At 68.1% G+C, this 17,336-nt stretch carries 14 protein-coding genes and 3 pseudogenes; 10 read left to right on the top strand and 7 right to left on the bottom strand.

Annotated elements, in window-relative coordinates; genetic code table 11:
• Positions 1–456: 456 nt before the first annotated feature.
• On the bottom strand, positions 457–1,845 hold the full coding sequence (locus tag ACGFSA_RS07325; RefSeq protein WP_393300895.1) for an IS1380 family transposase: 1,389 nt from the start codon (positions 1,843–1,845) through the stop codon (positions 457–459).
• A 154-nt stretch (positions 1,846–1,999) separates the two neighbouring features.
• Here ACGFSA_RS07325 and ACGFSA_RS07320 point away from each other — a divergent pair, with 154 nt between their 5' ends.
• Positions 2,000–2,611, top strand: coding sequence for a hypothetical protein (locus ACGFSA_RS07320; RefSeq protein ID WP_393300892.1), 612 nt, complete (start codon positions 2,000–2,002; stop codon positions 2,609–2,611).
• Positions 2,612–2,678: 67 nt separating this feature from the next.
• Here ACGFSA_RS07320 and ACGFSA_RS07315 read toward each other — a convergent pair whose 3' ends face one another.
• Positions 2,679–3,578: a helix-turn-helix transcriptional regulator gene (locus tag ACGFSA_RS07315; RefSeq protein WP_393300889.1), complete on the bottom strand. Its 900-nt coding sequence runs from the start codon at positions 3,576–3,578 to the stop codon at positions 2,679–2,681.
• A 204-nt stretch (positions 3,579–3,782) separates the two neighbouring features.
• On the opposite strand from ACGFSA_RS07315, the gene ACGFSA_RS07310 reads away from it, so the two are divergent.
• From ACGFSA_RS07310 to ACGFSA_RS07300, 3 genes and pseudogenes are all read left to right on the top strand, one after another.
• Positions 3,783–5,207 (top strand): MFS transporter, encoded by a 1,425-nt coding sequence (locus tag ACGFSA_RS07310; protein ID WP_393300886.1) that lies wholly within the window; start codon positions 3,783–3,785, stop codon positions 5,205–5,207.
• 118 nt (positions 5,208–5,325) lie between these two features.
• A pseudogene (locus ACGFSA_RS07305) lies at positions 5,326–5,508 on the top strand (nuclear transport factor 2 family protein); the annotation flags it as partial.
• 62 nt (positions 5,509–5,570) lie between these two features.
• The gene (locus ACGFSA_RS07300; RefSeq protein WP_393300948.1) at positions 5,571–5,756 is read left to right on the top strand and encodes a hypothetical protein; all 186 of its coding nucleotides are present in this window, start codon (positions 5,571–5,573) and stop codon (positions 5,754–5,756) included.
• Here ACGFSA_RS07300 and ACGFSA_RS07295 read toward each other — a convergent pair whose 3' ends face one another.
• Together ACGFSA_RS07295 and ACGFSA_RS07290 are read right to left on the bottom strand one after the other, a co-directional pair.
• Positions 5,757–8,195, bottom strand: coding sequence for a tyrosine-type recombinase/integrase (locus ACGFSA_RS07295; RefSeq protein ID WP_393300883.1), 2,439 nt, complete (start codon positions 8,193–8,195; stop codon positions 5,757–5,759).
• Positions 8,188–9,036, bottom strand: a complete 849-nt coding sequence (locus tag ACGFSA_RS07290; protein WP_393300880.1) for a tyrosine-type recombinase/integrase — start codon at positions 9,034–9,036, stop codon at positions 8,188–8,190. The genes ACGFSA_RS07295 and ACGFSA_RS07290 overlap by 8 nt, the downstream gene beginning before the upstream one ends.
• Before the next feature lie 412 nt (positions 9,037–9,448).
• Here ACGFSA_RS07290 and ACGFSA_RS07285 point away from each other — a divergent pair.
• The 4 genes and pseudogenes from ACGFSA_RS07285 to ACGFSA_RS07270 form a co-directional block, all read left to right on the top strand.
• A pseudogene (locus ACGFSA_RS07285) lies at positions 9,449–9,853 on the top strand (DNA polymerase III subunit alpha); the annotation flags it as partial.
• Positions 9,850–10,833, top strand: a complete 984-nt coding sequence (locus tag ACGFSA_RS07280; RefSeq protein ID WP_393300877.1) for an ImpB/MucB/SamB family protein — start codon at positions 9,850–9,852, stop codon at positions 10,831–10,833. The pseudogene ACGFSA_RS07285 and the gene ACGFSA_RS07280, both read left to right, overlap by 4 nt.
• 112 nt (positions 10,834–10,945) lie before the next feature.
• The gene (locus ACGFSA_RS07275; RefSeq protein ID WP_393300874.1) at positions 10,946–11,410 is read left to right on the top strand and encodes a GNAT family N-acetyltransferase; all 465 of its coding nucleotides are present in this window, start codon (positions 10,946–10,948) and stop codon (positions 11,408–11,410) included.
• Between the two features lie 51 nt (positions 11,411–11,461).
• Positions 11,462–12,940 (top strand): trifunctional class I SAM-dependent methyltransferase/NUDIX hydrolase/VOC family protein, encoded by a 1,479-nt coding sequence (locus ACGFSA_RS07270; RefSeq protein ID WP_393300871.1) that lies wholly within the window; start codon positions 11,462–11,464, stop codon positions 12,938–12,940.
• Here the strand turns inward: ACGFSA_RS07270 and ACGFSA_RS07265 are convergent.
• Entirely contained in the window at positions 12,937–13,446 is a 510-nt protein-coding gene (locus ACGFSA_RS07265; protein WP_393300868.1) for a DUF402 domain-containing protein, read from the bottom strand. The genes ACGFSA_RS07270 and ACGFSA_RS07265 overlap by 4 nt on opposite strands.
• The gene (locus ACGFSA_RS07260) at positions 13,427–14,347 is read right to left on the bottom strand and encodes a GNAT family N-acetyltransferase (RefSeq protein WP_393300865.1); all 921 of its coding nucleotides are present in this window, start codon (positions 14,345–14,347) and stop codon (positions 13,427–13,429) included. Before ACGFSA_RS07260 ends, ACGFSA_RS07265 begins: the two co-directional genes overlap by 20 nt.
• Positions 14,348–14,416: 69 nt before the next feature.
• On the opposite strand from ACGFSA_RS07260, the gene ACGFSA_RS07255 reads away from it, so the two are divergent.
• Positions 14,417–14,791: a GntR family transcriptional regulator gene (locus ACGFSA_RS07255; protein WP_393300862.1), complete on the top strand. Its 375-nt coding sequence runs from the start codon at positions 14,417–14,419 to the stop codon at positions 14,789–14,791.
• A gap of 146 nt (positions 14,792–14,937) precedes the next feature.
• Here the strand turns inward: ACGFSA_RS07255 and ACGFSA_RS07250 are convergent.
• Positions 14,938–16,027: pseudogene (locus ACGFSA_RS07250) on the bottom strand (DUF5925 domain-containing protein).
• A 518-nt stretch (positions 16,028–16,545) separates the two neighbouring features.
• Between ACGFSA_RS07250 and ACGFSA_RS07245 the strand changes: the two are divergent.
• Entirely contained in the window at positions 16,546–17,328 is a 783-nt protein-coding gene (locus tag ACGFSA_RS07245; protein WP_393300939.1) for an SGNH/GDSL hydrolase family protein, read from the top strand.
• Positions 17,329–17,336 lie beyond the last annotated feature (8 nt).

The raw sequence follows: 17,336 nt of genomic DNA, 5'->3' as shown, positions 1-17,336 counted from the left end.
GTCGGCCTACTCGATGACCATCACAGGATCATTCGGGAAGGTACGCCCTTCACGTGCCAACCCGAGGCCGATCCACAGGTCTTGAGTATTGCTCGTGGGAGCGTTCGCTATTTCGATTGCGACGCCGTTGAGATTGCGCGACTTGTGCGTGTGCGAGTGTTGGCGTTGTACGGCCTTGACTGTGCTGTCGGTGTGGCCCCCAATCCCATGCTTGCCAGGATGGCCGGGCATCACGGACCGCCAGGTGCCGTTCGCTGTATCACGGATACCCCACAGGGAATCTCCGGCTTCCTGAGCCCGGATCCACCGGCTTGATTCCGGGTTGATCGTTTCGGGGTTGCGCGGGCCGTGTCGGGGCTGAGTTGCGGATTCGGGCGTGGGGTGGCCGCTGGTCTGTCCAGCTCTTCCACTTGTCCGCAGGTCTCGGGCCCTTTCGGGCAGGTCGGGAAGGGAATGTCAGAGGGCCGGTGGTGCGTGCACTGTGCTGAAGAGCTGGTTGAAGTCCTCGCTCCAGGGCCAGCGTTCGGGCAGGTGGAGGGTGAGGCGGCGGGCGGAGCGGGCCAGGCGGGCGGGCACGCTGATCAGGTGGTCACGGATGGTGGCGGTGGTCGCTCTGGCATGGAACGCGGAGGCCAGGGCGCCTGCGGCGCGGGTCAGGTTGTGTGCCAGGGCCGCCAGGGCGAGCCACGCGGCATTGGCCTGGAAATGACCGGACGGCGCGTGGGCGAAGGCGCTGTTCTTGACATCCGCGATCACCTGCTCGACGACAGCGTGCCGACGGTGATCACGCTCGGCATCCCTCAAGGCGAGTGGGGAGTCGGTGAATGCGGCGTGGTAGCGCCAGGTGTCGAAGAGCGTGCCCTGCCCGGCAGGGACGCCGTCGGCGCTCAGGCGCTTGACGCGGCGCACGATCAGACGGGCGGAGACCTGCTGTTTCTTCGGCTTGGAAGTAAAGGCGGTGTAGCCGGTCTCGGCGATCTCGGCGTCGGAGATCCAGCACTGGCCTTCCTCGTCCCAGACCGCCTTGGGGTATTTGATCGGCGTCCAGGCGTCCTCGTCGATGCGGGCGATGGCGGCTTTGACGGAGGCGTTCATCCGCACGGTGATGGAGAAGCGGGCCCCCAGTGCCCGGCAGGAGTTGACGACGTCGGCGCCGTAGAACGCGGAGTCCGCCCGCATCACCAGCAGGCCACTGGCGCCGCAGGCGCGGGCGGTGCGGATGGTCTCGGCCACGAACGCGGCCGCCCCGCGTGCGGAGTTCGAGGGCCCTTTGCGCAGCCTGGTGGCGGCGATCACTGGGGCGGACAGTGGGGTGGAGACGATGCCGAGCAGCGCGTTCAGGCCCTTGACCTTGCTGTATCCGTAGCCGGCGCCCTGTTTGGCGTAGCCGTAGGTGCGGCGGATGGTGTCGTCGATGTCCACGTAGGCGGCCTGGTCCGCGCCGGGCAGCAGCGGGGTGTGACGGGCCAGTGCGGGCAGGAACCGGCGGGCAACGGCGTGCAGTTGCTTCACATGCCCGTGCGTGAAGGAGCGCAGGAACGACCCCAACGTGGACGGGGCTCGGACCCCGGAGAACAGGCGGCCCATCGCGCCGTGCCGCAGCCGGTCCATGTCGTCGATGCTGTCGGCGCCCGCGGCCATGCCGCCCACCAGCGACATCAGCTTCGCCGCAGGGAAGGCGCCGGTGCCGTCCTTCGAGGCCGGCAGACGAATGTACTCCCCGACCAGCGCGGGCAGACCGCACCGCTCGGCCAGCCGCACCACCGGCTCCAGCCCGCCGTACGCGATCAGGTTCGGATCATCGAACGCGGATGAGACCGCCGCCGCGGCATGGGAAGATTGCATCTCGGAAGTGCCTTGCTGATCGTGCCTGATGTGGTCCTAGAGAAACCCCATCATCGCAGGTCACAAGGCACTTCTTCGTTTCCGCAAGAACTATCCACAGGCATCAGCCGGTGGATCCGGGCTGAGTCCAAAGCCAGTAGCGGCCCTGTATGGAGTGGGGCCGAAGACGGCTCGCGTGCTCTGCGAGTACGGGTTGGACTGTATCGGCAAGGTGGCAGGAACTTCTGAGGCCACCCTGCAGAGGATCCTGGGTGCGAAGACGGGGCGTCTTGTGCACGAGCGGGCCCGTGGCATCGACCGGACACGTGTGGTACCGCACGCTCCGCCTAGGTCGACCAGTGCTGAATTGCGATTCGATAGGCACGAGGTCGATGGATCCGTACGTCGCGGCGCACTACTTGGACTTGCCGCTGATATCGGTAGGCATTTGAGAACGGACGGCCAGGTGGCCCGCGCGCTTACACTCACAGTTCATTACGCGGATCGTTCTACGACCACCCGGACGCGAGTGCTTCCAGAACCCACGGCTCACACTCCAGTACTGGCGGGCACCGCACAAGCACTGCACGACGCCTTGGGACTTCAGCGGGCACGGGTAACAGCCCTTTCCCTGAGAGCCGAGGATCTGACGGCCGTTCGGCACTCCAGCCAGCAGCTCACCTTCGATCGTCAGACGGAAAGCGCCCGTCGACTTGAACCCGTCCTCGATCGTATTGCCGCCAGATGGCCTGGCTCGGTGGGGCCGGCGACCCTTGTCCGATCGTGACAGCGCCACAGCTGCCTGGGGACAGTAACCGACGCGAATGCTGAACTGAGGCTCCGTGCCCCGGAGATCAGAGAGAAGAGCTGTTGGCGTCCGGGGCCGCGGTATGGGCCTGCTCCCGGGATGCAACGCTGAGGTCTGCTAAAAGCTGCAGCGCCGCCGCGGAGGGGGAGTCCGACTCGGCGGTGAATACCGCCATGCGCTGGCCCGGGTCCTGGGACAGTTCCATGAGCTCGTTGTTCAGTGTCATGGAGCCCACCAGTGGGTGCTGGAAGACGCGGGTGGGCGTGATGCACCTGCGGACGGGGTGAGCTGCCCACTGCGAAGCAAACTCGGTGCTGTTCAGGGTGAGTTCGCCGATGAGCTCGGTCAGCTCCGGGTCGTCCGGGTAGCGGGCGGCGGTCATTCGTAGGTCGGCGACCGTGTCGCGGGCCTTGCCCGGCCAGTCGGCGTACAGCTCGCGGGTGTGCGGGTCCAGGAAGACCAGGCGTGCGATGTTGGGTCGTTGCCGGGGCTGCGCAGGCGCTTGATAGGGCAGGTGTCCGGCGAGCAGGGCGTGCGCGGTGTGGTTCCAGGCCAGTACGTCGTTGCATCGGCCGATGATCAGCGCGGGGACGTCGCCGAACGAGTCGATCATCAGCTTGATGTTCGGGCGCAGTTGCTCGGGGCGGGGGCGTCGGCGGGCCTTCGGCTTGTGGCGAGCCAGGCTGTGCAGGTGGGTCCGTTCGGCATCGTCGAGTTGGAGGACTCGGGCGATCGCGTTGAGTACGGCGTCAGAGGCGTTGGGGCTCTGGCCTTGTTCCAGGCGTGTGTAGTAGCCGGCGCTGACGCCTGCGAGGTGCGCCAGTTCCTCGCGGCGCAGGCCGGGGACGCGACGTCGGCCGCCGTAGTCGGGCAGGCCGACGTCTTCGGGTCGTAGCCGGGCCCGTCGGGTGCGCAGGAATTCGCCGAGTTCAGATCGCCGCTCCATGACCTTCAGGATGCCGGTTTGTGCCGCGTCTTGCCTGCACCCGTCAGGTATAGGCATCTCAGGGGTACCTCTGGCGGAGGGGTGGGTAGCGCGCGCCGCGCGGAACAGGCTTAGAGCGCGGCGACGTGATCGGCGCCGCACCTCTTGTGTCTACCCTTCGACTCCTACGAGAGGCGGCCCATGGCGGCGACTCGTACATCATCCGTGCACTCTGGAGAGGACGCGGCCGACAGACTTGGTGCCAAGGGCTGGCTGATCGTGGCCACGCTGTGCGGCGCCACGTTTATGACGGGTCTGGACTTCTCGGTCGTGACCGTTGCCCTGCCGGAGATCGGACGCAGTCTGGGCTTCGCGAGCACCGGTTCGCTGCAGTGGGTGGCGACAGCCTGTCTGCTGCCGACGGCGGGTCTCCTGCCGCTGTTCAGTCGGGTCTGCGACCTCGTTGGCCGACGCCGCTTGTTCACCATGGGTGTCGCTCTGTTCAGCGGGTTCTCTCTGATCGCGGGGTTGGCGGCGGGCCCGGCGATGCTGATCGCAGCCCGCGTCGGCCAGGGCGCGTCGGCAGCCATGATTGCCCCGACCGCCATCGCTCTGATGACGACGGCGTTTCCCGAAGGGCCTCAGCGGACGAAGGCGCTCGGCATCAACGGCGCGGTGCTGTCGCTGGGGTTCGTCCTGGGCACCCTGGGCGGTGGTGTGATCACCAGCGGTCTGAGCTGGCGCTGGACGATGCTGATCCTGGTCATCATCGGTGCGCTGGTGCTGCTCGGCGCGACCATCCTGTTGCCCCGGACAGCAGACACGCGCGCGGCAGCCCGGCTCGACATCCCGGGGGCTGTCCTGGCGAGCATGGGCCTTTTCGCCTTGGTCTACGGGATCTCGACAGGACCGGAGGCCGACTGGGGCAGTGTGTCCACTTTGGGCTCCCTCGCCCTGGCCGTGGTGGCTCTCGGCGCATTCCTCCAGGTGGAGCTGCGGCATGCGGCTCCGCTGATCCCACTGGGCCTGTTGAACAAGCCGACGGTGAAGTGGAGCGGGTTGATCGGGCTCATCACGTTCGGCATGTGCGGTGGTACGACGGTCCTGCTGAGCCTGTACATGCAGGACGTGCTGGGCTACTCGGCGCTGGCCACCGGCGCGGGCTTCCTCGCGGAGGGCATCACCGCGCTCATCGGCGGCATGCTCGCCGCCCGGCTGATGGGCGCGCTCGGCAAGGTGGGGTCCATGGCCACCGGCCTGGCCGTGCAGGGAGTCGGCACCGGCGCGATGTTCCTGCTGCCCCAAGACGGCGGTCTGGCACTCCTGCTGCTGACATCCGGTGCCATGGGCTTCGGACACGTGCTGACCGTGGTCTCGTTCATCACCACGATGACGTCAGGGCTGCGGGACGACGAACAAGGCATCGCGGGCGGTCTGTCCCAGCTGCCGCAATTCCTCGGCGCCATCGGAACCGCAGGCATGGCGGCCATCGTCACCGCACGCGCCGAGGCGCTCTCGGCCACAACGAGTCCCACCCTCGCCACGCTGAGCGGGCTGCACGTGGCGACGCTCACGGCGGGGGCCACCTGCCTCGTCGGCGTGCTCCTCGCCGTGCTGTTCCTGCGCCGTCCGACGGCGCAGACGAGTTGACAGCCGTACGGCCCGGGAGAGCGAGGCGGCGCCAGGCCTCTCGCGAGCCTGCACGGCTCACCCGGCTGCCCGCACCGCTTCACCCACACCAATTCCCTTATTGCACCGTGGAGGAACTGTGAGTACCAAAGATCCAAAAATCGGGGCCATCGAGCGCTTCTTCACCGCGTACGCGGCCAACGACGTGGACGGCGTCGCACAGGTGCTGTCCGGAGACATCGAGTGGACGATTCCGGGGCATCACCCGCTTGTTGGCACCAAGCACGGCATCGTGGAGGTGCGCTCGTTCTTCGAGCAACTCGGCAAAACCGGATTCAGGGCGGACCGCTCTTCCTGGAGGCCAATGAGGAGTACGTCGTCGATGTGCACCGTGGCTGGTCGACCGAGGGAGTGGGCAAGGTCGACACCATCTGGGCGCTGGTGTGGCACTTCGGAGCCGACGGCAAGGTCGACAGCGTGGTGAACCCCAGCGCCGACCAGCACCAGATGGACAGCTTCATCTGGGCCAACTTCAGCCTCGCGGCGCTGCCCGACCGCCTCGCTCCCTGATCAGGGACGAGGTACGAAGGAAGGGATCCCGAGGTCGACTGAGCGGCCCGGTTGCTCAGACCTCTGGGCCTGCTTCCGTTTCTCGCGCAGGAACTGCAGGGTGAGGTCGATGCCTTCGATCTCACCCAGCCAGCCCTCGGTCTCTGCTTGCTTCCTGCGGGCTTCCAGATCCTCTTCCAATTCGTTGAGACGTGACAGCATCTTGGGATTCACCTGAAGCATTGGGCAACGCAGACAAGCGTGCTCATGCTGGCAAGGGGTGCCGTAGGGGCGGGCGCAATTTCCCAGTTCAACCTTGCGGCGGTCGAAGTGCTCTTGGAACTCGTCCCACTCATCGGACGTCGCCGATCGGTACTCTTCGACAGGGCGCACAGCCCGACGGCGAGCCAGGTATTCCTGATAGTGACGAACGACATCCTCGTTGAAGACGGCTACATAGCCGCCGGTGGTTTCGATGTTCAAGTGGCCCAGCAGTGCCGCACCGATATGGATGGGGAGTCCGTTGTTGACAATCTCGGTAGCGAACAACCTGCGGAAATCATGGGGGGCGAACGTCAGGCCGACGAAGGCCGGGTTCGACTCGGCGAGTTCGTGGCAGAGCGTCCTGATCCGATTGGCGATGGTGTTAGGGCTGATCACGCCTCGGCCGCCTCGTGAGCCACGTTGGAACAGGAAAGGCATGGATGCAGACCACTGTCTCTCGTGTGCATCATAGCGTTGAAGAAGGGGAACAGACCTCTGCTCTCCGGTGATATGGCGACGAATCACAGATGCGATCACGTGGAAGAGCTCTGCCGACATGGGGATGACGCGCTCTCGGTCTGTTTTCGACGGCGCGATGACCAGGAGGGCGACCACCTCCCCGTTCGGCCTTTGGTACTGCCGGATGCTGAGCTGCGTCAGCTCGACAAGCTCCTCGATCCGGACCCCGCTCAGCCTCAGTGTCTCCACGTAGGCCCAATCCCAGAAGGCGTCCTCCTCTGCTCCTTCAACGTGGATTGCTTCGCCGGTGGCGAGATCCTCCACACGCACCGGCGCTTTGGAGTGGCGAGCCTTCGCCTGGTCAGCTCGGCTGTTCGTCCGGCGGTAGGAGCGGCCGGCATGAGTGAACTCCTCGCCGAGCGGGATACCCGCCGCGGCCTGAAGCAGGGCGCGCGACTTCCTGTGCTTCTCCTCCACATGCTCAACCAGGGTGGGCAGAAGCGGCTGCCGTTCGCGAATTCGGTTGTCGGTCCGCTCCTTCGCCCTGCGGCGGCCGCTTCGCGCGGAGCGCACCTCGTGCCGGGGGACAGGGCACGGTACTGCCCAGACGCCCCACCGTTCCGGCTCTTCAAGAGCCCAGCTTTGCAGATCAAGGTAGAACCCCCGGACCTGGAGGAGGAGGGAGTCCAGGGTCCGGCGCGGTTGATCCCGCTCCTTTCCGACGAAGCTGACCTCTTCCCTCCATTTCTGGTAGACGTCGGGTGGCAGACTGAGGTCCGCTTGCGCGGGCGCGATCTCCTCGATTTTCTGCCAGAACACCGAGACCAGAAGCTGCGCCAAGCCGGTCAGCGCGCTGTAGTCGAGCTCGGTTCGACGTCGCTCGAGATAGTCGATGAACAGCTGCCGTACCCCACCGCACCGGATGGGGTAGCTGTCCACCAGCTCGGTCACGGACTTCTGTCCGGAGACCAGCACAGCGCGGAGTTGTTGGGGCGTCCCCGCGGGGAAGGACCCCATGCCGTGCAGTGTCTCCCAGGCAGAGTGGCCGGCGAAACGGCTGCTTCCAGGCGACGCGCCCCGGGTCAGTCCGTACCTGTGGCACTCAAGCGAATAGTACAGTAGCCCCTCGGGAGTCAGATCTTCCAAGGCGATGTCCTGAGTGATCAGAGCGAGGGTCACGTCGAACAACGAGGTCCGCTGCTGGCCGAGGCTGTGCGCGCTGGCCGACTCCGCCGTGAAGAACTCGTCCAGACGCTTATCCCGCTGAACATGTCTGAACTGTTCCGCAAGCCCGACGAAGTCGTTCGAGCGTACGGCGCGGAGTGACGGCTGGATGACCCGGAGACAGATCAGACAACGCAAGCCGAGTGCTGCCTGAGTCTTGTGGGGGCCGTAGTCGAACCGCTCTCGCAACGGGTTGCCCGGTTCGTCGAGACCGCTGGCAACCCAGCGATCCTGCCAAGTCTTCCCCGGAAACTGAGCCAGATACGTAAGGACCCGTCGAGTTGCGATCCTGCGTGTTTTCCTTCCGCTGCTGTGGGTGACGGTCTCCCAGGCGACAGCCGCACAGTCGGCGATGTCCTCCACATCGGCCTCGCTCAGGTCGCCGTAAGGGCGCGGCGCGGAACGAGCGATGGATGGTGCGGCCACGAGCTTGCTGACGTCGTGCTTGAGACGCTTTCCGGACTGCGCCGGAACATGGTCGATCCGGCGATGTCGCAGAGTGCTGTCAGCCACCGAATACCGCCCGGACGTCCTCCGGGTCGTAGCCGGGCGCGAACTTCGGTACCTGGCGTGGACGCGTATAGAAGTCCTGAAGCTTCTCGGTCATCTCCTCCAGGCGGACCGTCAGGTAGATGCCGGTTGTGTCGAGCTTTGCGTGGCGCATCACCCGTTGTACCTCGGGGAGAGTCATCTTCGGGTCGTTCGCCATCCGAGCCGCGGCGGTATGTCGGAGATCATGCAGAGTCCAGTTGGTCTGAAGTTTTGCGTTCGCTCGTTGCAGGACCCGTCGCATGGCCGAATATGTGAGCGGCCTCGGATCGCCACGCAAAGCCCTCCAGAGCTTCTCGCCCGCTTTGGGCACTCCGGCCTGGGAAAGGTATGCGGCCAGGTACCGAAAGGCGTCGGGCGACGCGGGGACCGGCTCCCGGGTCCTCGTCCCTTTGGAGACGACGTAGATCTGCTGACCGGCCCAGTCGACGTCCCCGATCTCGATACCCAGTAGTTCTTCGGCACGCGCACCGCTTGAGACGTAGCAGGAGAGGAGTGCCTTGTCCCGGTCGTTCTTCATCGCCTCGAACAACTCGTCCCACATGAGGTCCGGAAGTGAGCGGGGGAGCTGCTTGGGCACGCGTTGCCGGAGTCGTGCCCGCCGGACATGGATTGGCGCTTCCATCGGGCTCCGATGAGACAGTTCTGCACGGCGGTCCTTGGACGCCGGCACCGGATTCACCACAGGACCGGCGCCGCTCCCGGCATGGAATTCGTAGAAACCGGAGATCACGGTCAGCGCGTGGTTGATGGTCCGAGCTGCGTACCCCCGTCCGAGCATCTGCTTTCCGGTTCGCAGGTTCACGGATCCAGGCGGAGGCGAATCCGGGCTGCGCCTTTCACGCTGTGGGTTGGCCGCGGTCCTCATCCACCCCACCATGCACTCCACCTCGCTGACCGTCGCCCGGTCCCAGGCGATCCCGAGTTGCCAGAGGACCCGAAACCACCTCAACAGGTCATAGGCATAGCTGCGACAGGTTGACGGGCTTGATGAACCCAGGGCCAGGCTCCTCAAATAGTCGACAACCACCCCGATTGGCATGTCACTTGAGTCCAGCACCGTCCATGGAGGAAAAGCCTGGTCAGTAGCCACGACGCTGCCCACTCGTTGCAGGTCGACACGCCCCTCGCGAAGCTCCATCCGCACGCTCTGCACACCACACCTCTCAGCCCCGGGGCCTCCTGGCCCTCACGAGTAGGTGCAGTCAACAGGACCCAGCGGCAAGCGCGTCATCTTCGTCACCCTGGAGGACGGCTCCGGCCTGGTCGACCTGGCCTTCTTCGAGGACTCCCACCCCGCCTGCGCGTACACCGTCTTCCACAGCGGGCTGCTGCTGGTCCGCGGCACGGTCCAGGTGCGCGGCACCCGCCGCACCGTCGTCGGCACCATGGCCTGGGACCTGGACCGGATCGCCGTGGCCCGTCGCGATCACGGCCCCGAAGCGGCTCTCTCCCTGCTCGGAGTCAGCCATCCGCAACCGACCCCCGCGCAGCCGCGGCGCACCCTGGTCAACGGCACGACAGGCGCCCGACTGCATCCCTATGCCGACCTGCAGCCCGCCGGCAGTGGTTCAGCCGATCTGAGAAAGCTCGGCTACACCAGCCCAGGGAGCGCAGGATGACCGCACGCCGACGGCACATCGCCCACCTGCACCTGCACGTCCTGCCGTACGAAGGACGGTACGCGGACGCGATCGACCTGCTGACCGGCATCACCCCCCATGTGCAGGCGGTGTCGCCCGATGCCGTCCAGCTCGACCTGACGTCCGCGCTCAGGTACTTCGACCTCACCCCGTACGACGTGGTTCAGCTGGCGAAAATCAGACTGTTGGCCTTGTACGGCATCGAGAGCAGTGCGGGGCTCGCCGGTAACCGCATGCTGGCCACCATGGCGGCCGACGCGTCCGCGCCGGGACACACCACCTGGGTTCCCGCCGAACAGGCCGCCGCCTGGCTGCGCCCCCGACCGGTCACCGCGCTGCCCGGAATCGGCCGCGCCACCGCGGCCACGCTCGGCCGATACGGCCTGCACACCATCGGCCAGGTCGCCGACGTATCCCCGGCGACCCTGCAACGCATTCTCGGCGTCGGCCAGGCCCGGTTGCTGACCGAGCGGGCCCGCGGCCATGATCCCCGCCCGGTCGTCCCGCTGGAACCGGCGGCACATCTGATGGCCGATCTCGTGCTCGACCAGGACTGTCTCGACCCGGTGCGGCATCACCGTGCCGTCCTGGGACTCGCCGACCGGATCGGCCAACGCCTGCGCGGTGAAAGCCAGGCCACCGGCCGCCTCACGCTCACGGTGCGGTACGCCGACCGCAGCTCCACCACGCGTACGTGCACGCTGGCGGAACCCACCGACCACTCGCCCGCCCTCGTCACGGCTGCTCTGGGCCTGCTGACCGCTCTCGGGCTGCAGCGCGCACGAGTTCGTGCCTTCGTGCTCCGCGCCGACGGCCTGCGGCCGGCCGACGGGGCTCACCGCCAACTCTCCCTGGACCCCGGCGATGACCGCGCCCGTGCCGCCGAAGCCGCCGCGGACCGGGCCAGACGGCGCTTCGGGTCCGAGGCCGTACGTCCCGCCGCTCTGGCCGACGAGTGACCCGGACCTCGGCGATGAGCCGATCCCCGGGCCGATCGGGATGCGGCCCTCTCCGTACGTGCACGAGGGACCCACCCGTATGGCATGGGCGGGGTCCTCGTACCGTGCTTCCATGACCACCGACATGTCCGACGAGATCCGCCTCGCCGCCCCGGCCGACGTGCCCGCCGTACGGGCCGTCACCGATGCCGCGTACCAGCACTACATCGCGCGCATCGGCGTCGTCCCCGCACCCATGCGTGCGGACCATGCGGCAGATGTGGCGGCGGGCCAGGTGTACGTGACGGGGGCCCCGGACGTCATCGGCCTCCTGGTCCTCGTCCCGCATGAGGACCACCTCTTCCTGGAGTCCGTCGCCGTCCACCCGGACGCGGCCGGCCGGGGAGTCGGCCGGCGGCTGCTCGCCTTCGTGGACGCGCACGCCCGCGGCCTCGGCCTTCCCGAGATCCGCCTCTACACCAACGCGCTGATGTGGGAGAACCAGAAGATCTACCCGCGCTACGGGTACGAACTGGTGGAGCGGCGCGTGGACGGCGTCTACGACAGGTTCCACTACCGCAAGCGGCTGACCCGCTGACCGGACGGCCGGCTGATCGACTGTGTCAGTGGTGGCTGAGACGATCGACGCATGACGATGATCGACTGGGACTCCGCCGCCGACTCCTTCGACGAGGAGCCCGACCACGGGCTGCTCGATCCGGTGGTCCGGGACGCATGGGCGCAGCGCCTGGAGAACTGGCTGCCCGGGGGCCGCTCCGAGGTGCTCGACCTGGGGTGCGGCACCGGAAGCCTGGCGCTGGTCGTCGCCGGGCAGGGCCACCGGGTCACCGCGGTCGACCGGTCGCCGCGCATGGTCGAGCAGGCGCGGGCCAAGCTCGCCGGGACGGGCACCGAGGTGCTCGTCGGGGACGCCGCCCGGCCACCGGTCGGGAAACAGCAGTTCGACGTGATCATGGCCCGCCATGTGGTGTGGCTGCTGCCCGATCCCGAGGCCGCTCTGCGCCACTGGTTCGGTCTGCTGCGGCCCGGCGGACGGCTGCTGCTGATCGAGGGGGTGTGGGGTGGGGTGGGCCTCTCCGCCGAGCGATTGACGGCGCTGCTCACCCCGTTCACCGAGCGCATCCACCACGAGCGGCTCTCCGGCGACCCGAACCTGTGGGGCAAACAGGTCGACGACGACCGGTACGCGCTGGTGGTGCGCGCCGAGCCGCCGCACCGGCACACCGAGATCGTCGATGTGCATCTGATCCTGCGCCGCGGCCCCGACGTCCTGCTCGCCCGCCGCGCCGGCACGGGATACGCGGACGGGCTGTTCAACGGTCCGTCCGGACATGTGGAGGACGGCGAGGACGTCCGCGAGGCGATGATCCGCGAGGCCGCGGAGGAGATCGGTCTCGCACTGGACCCGGACGAGCTGCGGGTCGCCCTGGTCATGCAGCACCGCGGTCCCGGCGGCAGTCCCCGGACCGGCTGGTTCTTCGAGGCGGAGTACGACCCCGCCCGTCCGCCGTACAACCGTGAACCGGAGAAGTGCTCGGAGCTCGCCTGGTTCCCGCTGGACGCCCTGCCCGACGACATGGTCGCGTACTGCCGTGCGGGGCTGGACGGCTACCGGGCGGGGGAGCACTTCCTGATCCACTGGCACGAGGACGGCGACACCGTGGCGTACCAGCCGCACGGCGTCCGCCGCGCGGTCCCGCTGCAGGCCGGCGGGTCCGGCACCGGCGGGGTGCACCACATCGAGCTGTGGGTGCCCGACCTGGCGGTGGCCGAGGCGGGGTGGGGCTGGCTCCTCGGTGAGCTGGGCCATGTCCCGTACCAGAGTTGGGAGCACGGCCGCAGCTGGCGGCGCGGTGACACCTATCTGGTGATCGAGCAGTCACCCGCCCTGGCCCCGGGACCGCACGACCGGCTCCTCCCCGGCCTCAACCACCTGGCGTTCCACGTCCGGGACCGGGCCACGCTGGACGCGCTGGTGGCGCGGGCCCCGGAGCACGGCTGGCGGCTGCTGTTCGCGGACCGCCATCCGTACGCGGGCGGCGACGGGCACTGCGCCGCCTATCTGGAGGACGCGGCGGGGTACGAGGTGGAGCTCGTGGTGCGTTAGCGCCCGTCGCCGGACGGCCGCGACGGTGCCAGCAGACCCGTGAGCCCGCCCGCGAGGGCGAGGCCCTCCAGCTCGTCCAGCGCCCGGCGGGCGGCATCCGCCGCGTCGGGATCGTGTGCGGCCAGCCCGCTCTCCTCGAACTCGTCCTCGTCCAGCCGCAGTACGGAGGAGCCGTCCGCGGACACCCACAGATCGAGATCCAGGTCCTCGACCAGCAGCTCCCCGTCGCCCAGCACCGCGGGCCGGGTGATGTCGCAGTACCAGCCCTTCAACGTCCCCTCGCCGGTGCGGACCTCCTTCACCGCGAACCACCGGTCGCGCCAGTAGTGCTCGGTGAAGACATCGCCCGGCTCGAACCGTACGAAGCCGAAGTCGCGCACGCCCGGCGCGGCCCACGGTGCGGTCACCGTCACCCGGGTGCCGTCGTCGCCCACGAGCTCCGCCGGGTAACGGATCTTCGTCCGCCCCGCCTTGACCAGGACGACCTCAACCGATGTTGTGGACATGCCGCACCTCCGTGGCGCAGATCCGGTAGCCGAACCATGCGTTGATGGCCAGCATCGGCCCGTTGTCCGCGTCATTGCCGGTGTACGCGTCCGTGTAGCCGGCCGCGCGTGCGCGGTGCAGCGAGTCGGTCTTGGCGAGCTTCGCCAGACCCCGGTTGCGATACGCCCTGCGGGTGCCGGTCATCCCCGACCAGTAGCGGGTCAGACCGTCGGTGTTCGCCGCGCTGAAGGCCGCCACCTCGCCGTCCACCACAGCGACCGAGGTGAGCTCCCGGTCCAGACCGGGGTTGTTCCAGGTGTTCCGCAGCCAGTCCTCGTAGTCCGAGAGTTCGGCCGGGGTGTCGCTCGGTTCGTCCGCCGTGGTCTCCGCGTCCGCCTCGAACAGGGGCCGCGGGTCGTCCGCGAATTCCGCGGCGGTCCGCAGCTCCACACCGGACGGAGGATCCTGACGGGGCGGCAGCATGCCGTGTGCGAGGTCGAGGTGGAGGAAGTGCGCCGGACGGCTCGGCGTGTACCCGCGCTTCTCGGCGAAGACCCGGTTCGCCGGCTCGTCGAGCACCCAGGTGTAGACGGCGACAGCCCCCGCCCCGGCCAGATACTCCTCGGCGGTGCGCACCAGGAGCGAGCCCGCCCCGCGACCCACCCGGTGGGGGTGCGTGTACGGATTGCAGAAGCCCTGGCCGGGCTCCGGGCTGTCATGGGCGAAGCCGACCTGAGCGGTGCCGATGATCTCCCCGTCCTCCTCGGCGACCAGCAGCCTGTACCGCTTGTCGGGATGGGCGTTGGCCTGTTCGAAGGCAACCTGCTCAGGAGTCGTCACCATGTACGGAAGTGCGGCGCGCCGCACCCGTACCCACGCCTCGGCGTCGGTGGGCACGAAGTCGCGAACGATCACAGTCATGCGGTGGACGTTACGGGGAGGACCGGCCCGGCCGCCTCCGAATTTCCGGCGGTGGGGGAGAATCGGGCCGTGACTTTGAAGATCGCTCTCGATCCCGACTCCGGCACCGCCCCCTACGAGCAACTGCGCACGCAGATCTCCGAACTGGCGCGGTCCGGGGCGCTGCCCGTCGGCTACAGACTCCCGACCGTACGCGGCTTCGCCGAGGAGCTCGGCCTCGCCGCGAACACGGTGGCCAAGGCGTACCGGGCCCTGGAGGCGGACGGGGTGATCGAGACGCGCGGACGGAACGGTACGTTCGTCGCCGCCGCGGGGGATGCGGCGGATCGGAAGGCCGCGGAGGCGGCGCGGGAGTACGCGGACCAGGTGAGGCGGCTCGGGTTGTCGCGCGCGGCGGCGGCGTCGCTGGCACAGGATGCGGTGCGGGCGGCGTACGAGGAATGACCGCGGCCGTCCGGTCGGTGGCCGTTGTGTCCTCAAGGGTGCGAGAACCAAGCCCGTCCGGCGATCGAGGGCGGACAGGCTTACGGCCTCCCCCACGACAGGGAGCCCACTACCTGTCGCGGGGGAGGCCGTCACGGGCGAAACCCTCAGAGATACAGCCCCGCGTCCGCCCCCGCGTCCTGCTTCGGCACCGAGGCAGGACCGGTGCCGCGGCGCAGCGCGTACAGCTCGGCCAGTGTCGCGCCCTCCCGGCGGAGCCCTTCCTCCGTGCCCAGCCAGGTCACCGCCTCCTGGCGTGTCAGTGAGCCCACCTCGATGCGGGCCAGGCAGCGGCCGGGCCTGACGACTGCCGGGTGGAGCCGCTCCAGGTCCTCATTGGTCGTCACGCCCACCAGCACATTGCGACCCTGGCCCAGCAGACCGTCAGTGAGGTTCAGCAGCCGGGACAGCGCCTGGCCCGCGGTGTGCTTGGCCTCGCCGCGGATCAGTTCGTCGCAGTCCTCCAGGAGCAGCAGCCGCCACCTGCCCTTCGCCGTGCCGTCGTCCTCGCCGATCGCGATGTCCATCAGATAGCCGACATCGTTGAAGAGCCGCTCCGGGTCGAGTACGCAGTCGACCTGGCACCAGTCCCGCCAGGACCGGGCCAGCGTGCGCAGCGCGGACGTCTTGCCGGTGCCGGGCGGGCCGTGCAGCAGGAGCAGCCGGCCCGCGATGTCGTCCGGTGTCACCTTCATCAGCCGGTCCATGGCTTCGGCCACCGGCGCCGTGTAGTTGCTGCGCACCTCGTCCCATGTACCGGCGGCGATCTGCCGGGTGGTGCGGTGCGGGCCGCGGCGAGACGTACCAGAAGCCCATCGTCACGTTCTCGGGCTGTGGCTCCGGTTCGTCCTGGGCGCCGTCCGTCGCCTGGTCGAGGATCTTCTGCGCCAACTCGGCGGTGGTCGCGGTGACGGTGACGTCGGCGCCGCGGTTCCACCGCGAGATGAGCAGCGTCCAGCCCTCTCCCTCGGCCAGGGTCGCGCTGCGGTCTTCGTCGCGGGCGGCGCGCAGCACCTTGGCGGCAGGCGGCAGCAGCGTCGCCCCGGACTTCACCCGGTCGAGGGAGGAACTGTGGGAGTACGGCTGCTCGCCCGTCGCGAAGCGGCCGAGGAACAGCGCGTCGACGACATCGGCCGGGGAATCGCTGTCGTCGACGGTGAGCCGGATCGGCAGAGCGGACTCGGGGTTGGCAGACATGGCGCCCATGATCCGGCACCGGGGCACCCGGCGCACCCAGGTTTCGCCACCTTCTGCCACCTGTTCGAACGGTCTGCATCGCTCACCTTCCCGAGCCGGTGAATCCGCTTCGTACCTGCCGCAGCGTCGGCGGACGCCGGACCGTCACCCGCTCCGGGGCGTACGGTCCCTGGCGCCGCCGCGCCGGCATCCTTGACCGGATGGGCTCCGGTATTCCGGTCGCCGGCCGAATGATCGGCGGTGCATGCGGAAGCGATCCGCGGTGCACAACGGCTCTCCCGCGATAGGGAGTCCATACCGTCCTGCCTCGCTCCGGATGTTCTGCGTGCGCGACTTTGCCCCGCTGCGCGCCGGATGCCGGATGCCGACGTGACGCACGCTCAGGAGGCGTTCAGGAGAACCTCATGGGATGTACTTGGCATGAACACTTCCAGTCGGGCGCCTGCGCTGCTACCACTGAGTAGGGCAGAGATCCTGCCGGCCGGTCCAAGGGAGATTCCGTGAAAATAGCCAGACTTGTGGCGCTGTCGTCCTCGCTTCTGCTCGGTGCCGTACTCGCATTGACCGGGGCGGCCACCGCGAACGCCGCGACGTCCGTCGATTACGTCGCACTCGGCGACTCGTACTCCTCGGGGGTCGGCTCCGGCAGCTACGACAGCGCCAGCGGCGACTGCAAGCGCAGCACCAAGGCCTATCCCGCGCTTTGGGCCGCCGCCAACTCGCCCGCGTCGTTCGCCTTCAAAGCCTGTTCGGGCGCCGTCACCGGTGATGTGACGGCCGGACAGCTCGGCCCGCTCTCCGCCTCGACCGACCTCGTCTCGATCTCCATCGGCGGCAATGACGCGGGCTTCGCCGATGTCATGACCACCTGTGTCCTCCAGTCGGAATCCACCTGCCTCAGCCGGATCGCCGCCGCCCGCAGCTATGTCGACTCCACCCTGCCCGGCAAGCTCGACTCGGTGTACACGGCGATCAGGTCCAAGGCGCCGTCCGCCCACGTCGTCGTCCTCGGTTACCCCCGCTTCTACAAGATCGGCGGCAGCTGTCTCGCCGGCCTGAGCGATACCGAACGCTCCGCCATCAACAGCGCCTCGGACTACCTCAACGCGGCAACCGCCAAGCGTGCGGCCGACCACGGCTTCACCTTCAGCGATGTCGCATCCAGGTTCACCGGGCACGAGATCTGCTCCGGCAGTGTCTGGCTGCACAGTGTCAACTGGCTCAACATCGGTGAGTCCTACCACCCCACCGCCGCCGGACAGTCGGGCGGCTACCTGCCCGCCTTCAACTCGGCGGTCTGACAGGGCGG

The sequence above is a fragment of the Streptomyces sp. NPDC048496 genome, assembly GCF_043200055.1.
Lineage (GTDB): Bacteria > Actinomycetota > Actinomycetes > Streptomycetales > Streptomycetaceae > Streptomyces.
Note: the sequence above shows the minus strand (reverse complement) of the source record. Positions and strands in the feature narration are given on the sequence as shown.